Annotated in this window: 4 protein-coding genes; 1 reads left to right on the top strand and 3 read right to left on the bottom strand. The window is 46.2% G+C overall.

Annotation, left to right across the window (positions count from 1 at the left end):
* The 3 genes from CAG69_RS12000 to CAG69_RS11990 form a co-directional block, all read right to left on the bottom strand.
* Window positions 1-590, bottom strand: a 590-nt coding sequence (locus CAG69_RS12000) for a LysE family translocator (RefSeq protein ID WP_161444364.1), incomplete at its 3' end; no start/stop codon positions are given.
* A gap of 79 nt (window positions 591-669) precedes the next feature.
* Window positions 670-1,062 carry a ribosome recycling factor family protein gene (locus tag CAG69_RS11995; RefSeq protein ID WP_161444363.1) on the bottom strand — a complete coding sequence of 131 codons (393 nt, stop codon included), beginning with the start codon at window positions 1,060-1,062 and terminating at the stop codon, window positions 670-672.
* A 3-nt stretch (window positions 1,063-1,065) separates the two neighbouring features.
* Complete coding sequence (locus tag CAG69_RS11990) at window positions 1,066-1,935, bottom strand: LysR family transcriptional regulator (protein ID WP_085343267.1); 870 nt, start codon at window positions 1,933-1,935, stop codon at window positions 1,066-1,068.
* Window positions 1,936-2,040: 105 nt separating this feature from the next.
* Here CAG69_RS11990 and CAG69_RS11985 point away from each other — a divergent pair, with 105 nt between their 5' ends.
* Window positions 2,041-3,297 carry an adenylosuccinate synthase gene (locus tag CAG69_RS11985; protein ID WP_161444361.1) on the top strand — a complete coding sequence of 419 codons (1,257 nt, stop codon included), beginning with the start codon at window positions 2,041-2,043 and terminating at the stop codon, window positions 3,295-3,297.
* The last annotated feature ends 243 nt before the right edge of the window (window positions 3,298-3,540 follow it).

Raw genomic sequence — 3,540 nt, 5'->3', positions numbered from 1 at the left:
ACACCAGATGCGGCTAAAAACAGCGAACATCCGCGATTAAAACGTTTCGCCATCTTTGGATTTGAAAACCAATGTCTAAGGTACAAACCAAAAATCGCGTAAATTGAAATGGCGACCATTTCTAAAATCAAAAACGTGGAGCCAAGGGCAAAAAACTGCTCTTGAACGTTGGCGTTCACATCAACAAACTGCGGCAAAAACGCAGTAAAAATAAGAATCGCCTTCGGGTTACCGGCGGCAAGCGTAAACTCTTGTTTCGCAAGCCCTGCATAGTTGCGAGAGTTAGTTAACTCAGAGATCGGGCTCGATTCCGAACGCCAAAGGTTGAATGCAATCCACAATAGATACAACGCCCCCACCAGCTTTAACGCTAAAAACAGCATTTCTGATGTGTACAAAATCACGGCGAGCCCAGAGGCAGACAACGCGATCATGCCAGAAAATGCCGTAATACGCCCTAAACTAGCGACAAACGCGGCACGAAAACCGTAACAACGCGCATTATTCATTGCCAATAAGTTGTTTGGGCCTGGAGTCATATTCAGAGCAAAGCAAGCGGGAATAAAAAGGAGGAGCTTCCAAATATCCATGATAAAAAATGGCCTTAATTTTTAGTAATAGCCCGCACCGTAACATTGGCTGCTAGAATGAGTAAATAAAAATTCTACGCTAGAGCATTTCCGCTTCAAACCGAGCTGATCTGGCTTGCGCAATCGTACAGTGCGTTTCTGTCATCAACTCTGCCAAGGTGATATTTGGGTTTTGCACCACCAACCGAATCAGTTTTTCTTCTAACGGTTCCAGTTTGTCCTGATGAACGGATAACCCTTTCTCCAACTTATTCATCACAAACCTTAGCTCTTCACACTGCCCTGCTTTTAGCTGATCAAGTAACGCTTTTAAGTTCAAAGCTTCTCCAGAAACTTGCCAATGACGAGAACGCCTAACTCGCTTAACGTCACACCCGCAATCCGCCGCAATGACTTTAATGCGTTTAGCATTCTCACCGCCAATGCGATGAATCAGAGAGGGAAGCGAAACAATAATGTTGTCATCATTCATCCGTTACTCTCCCACCACTGACACATTCTCTCCAACCCAACTGAGTAGCTGTTTGGCGGCTTTGGAGAGTACCTGATTTTGGCGCACAATGTAGCCGAAATCGGTGTTTGGAAAACTAGGTAAAGGCGTGACTTCTCGGGAAAGCATTAGCCTCGGATCAAGAGAGAAATCCGGCACAATGGCGGTCCCAAATCCTGCTTCTGCCCAGTCGATTTGTGCTTCCACACTGCCCACTTCCATCACACGATGCTTAGGCAGATTTAATTCAGGTAAAGATGCATCTATCAGCTCACGGGTTCGCGTGTCGTGCCCTAGCAGAATCAACGTCTGGCTCTCTTTTCGATTGTCCTGCCACTCAAAAATGTTATCGCCAAACGCACACCAGTGAATTTGCGTGAGAGGCGTAAAATGCAACGGTTGACTCTCTTTTTGTGCGATAACAAAGCCGATATCGGCACGCGCACTTTTCACCAAATCCACCGCTTGAGAAGATGTGGTATTGAACAATGCCAAGTCGATACCCGGGTATTCACTTTTGAATTGCTGAAACGGTTTGATAAGCAATAAACGTGAAACGATATCGCTCGCCGCAATAGAAAGCGTTCCTTGCGTAAGATCGTTGATGGCATTGAGATCCGATTGGCAAATTTGCAGCTCATTGAGCATTCGCTGAGCCGTATCTAACAAACGCTTTCCCGCTTGCGTCAACTGCACAGGATTTCGCTCAATCAATTTCGTGCGCGTGGCCTGCTCCAACTGCTTGATATGCAAGCTGACGTTCGGTTGCGTCATGTGCAGTTCCGTCGCTGTTTTGCCGAAATGCTTTACCTCTGCAAGAGTTACGAAGGTTCGCAGCCAGTTCAAATCTAACATTGCCAATTCCGATATGAGATTCTTATCAAGTTAATGAGTATAATTAATTTCTCTTATTATGGCGAACGCCTTAAGATTTTTGCATCTGTTTTTGGAGATTAAATTATGTCGTCTATCGTTGTTGTGGGTGCAAACTGGGGTGATGAAGGCAAAGGCCGCATCGTTGACTTTTTGGCAGAGCAAGCTTCTGCGAGCATTCGTTTCCAAGGTGGTAACAACGCGGGTCACACCGTGGTTAACGATCTAGGTACGTTTAAGCTGCACCAGCTACCAAGTGGCGTATTCAACCCAGACTGTTTGGCAGTGTTAGGTCCGGGTATGGTTATCAGCCCTGCGTTGCTGTCTCAGGAGATTGCGGAAGTTGAAGAAGCGGGCGTAAAAGTGAATATGTGCATCTCTGATCGCGCAACACTGTGTCTACCTCTACACGCACTAGAAGATATGCTAGAAGAACAGCGTTTAGGCGACAAAGCATACGGCTCAACTCGTCAAGGTATTGCACCTGCGTACGGTGACCGCGTAATGAAGAAAGGCATTCTTGTTGGTTGGTTGAAGCAACCAGAAGTATTGGTTGAACGCCTTCAATTCATGATGGATTGGAAACTGCCACAACTGCGTGCGCTTTACCCGACGTTCGAGTTTGAACAAACTGCTGAAGAACTGGCGAACTGGCTGCTAGAAGTCTCTGCACCTTGGCGCGATTCAATTTGCAACGTAACGCTTCCTCTAAAAGAACTACAAGCGAAAGACAAAACTCTATTGTTCGAAGCGCAGCTTGGCGCGGGTCGTGACCTTGTTTACGGTGAGTACCCTTGGACAACATCTTCTAACGTTGTATCAATGTACGCGGGTATCGGTAGTGGCCTTCCGGCACTTCGTCCTGAACGCGTTATTGCGGTTGCAAAAGCATTCAGCTCATCAGTAGGTACTGGTACGTTGATCACGGCAATGGAAGAGCAAGACGCTTTCCGTGAACTTGCAGGCGAGTTCGGTGCAACTACAGGTCGTCCGCGCGATATGGGCTACTTCGACGCAGTCGCTACGAAGAATGGCGTTGAACTGCAAGCCGCAACTGAAATTGCACTAACGAAAGTAGACTGTTTGACTGGCCTTAACGATCTGAAAATCTGTGTTGGCTACGAAGGCGACCACAGCGAAAACCCAATCTGGCCTCAAACTGCATCTCTTGCGCCAATCTACGAGAAGATGGAAAGCTGGAGCGAGGACATCACAGGTTGTCGTAAGTTTGAAGAGCTACCAGTAGCAGCACAGAAATACGTTCTACGCATTGAAGAACTGATGGGCGTACCAGTAAAAATGGTGTCTGTGGGTCCAGGCCGTGAACAAATGATTATGCGATAAGATGTGAATTAACACATCATTGGCAAGCGGCTTTTATCTGTTCCGGGGTAAAGCCGCTTTTTTTTACACTGTAAACTTTGAAGAAATTGCACTTCTCAATTCGTGTTTAGTAACCTAATCGCGCCTCCCTTCCCTCTTTATTTCCCAATCAATAGATTAGAGCATATAACGCATTGTGCACGTTATTAGTACATCTCACTTGTTAAGGAAGCACGTTATTTAAGTTAATTGTTTGAATTAATG

Source organism: Vibrio sp. V43_P6S15P86, assembly GCF_009904725.1.
In the GTDB taxonomy this organism is placed as follows: Bacteria; Pseudomonadota; Gammaproteobacteria; order Enterobacterales; family Vibrionaceae; genus Vibrio; species Vibrio diabolicus.
This window is presented reverse-complemented; position numbering and strand designations above follow the sequence as displayed.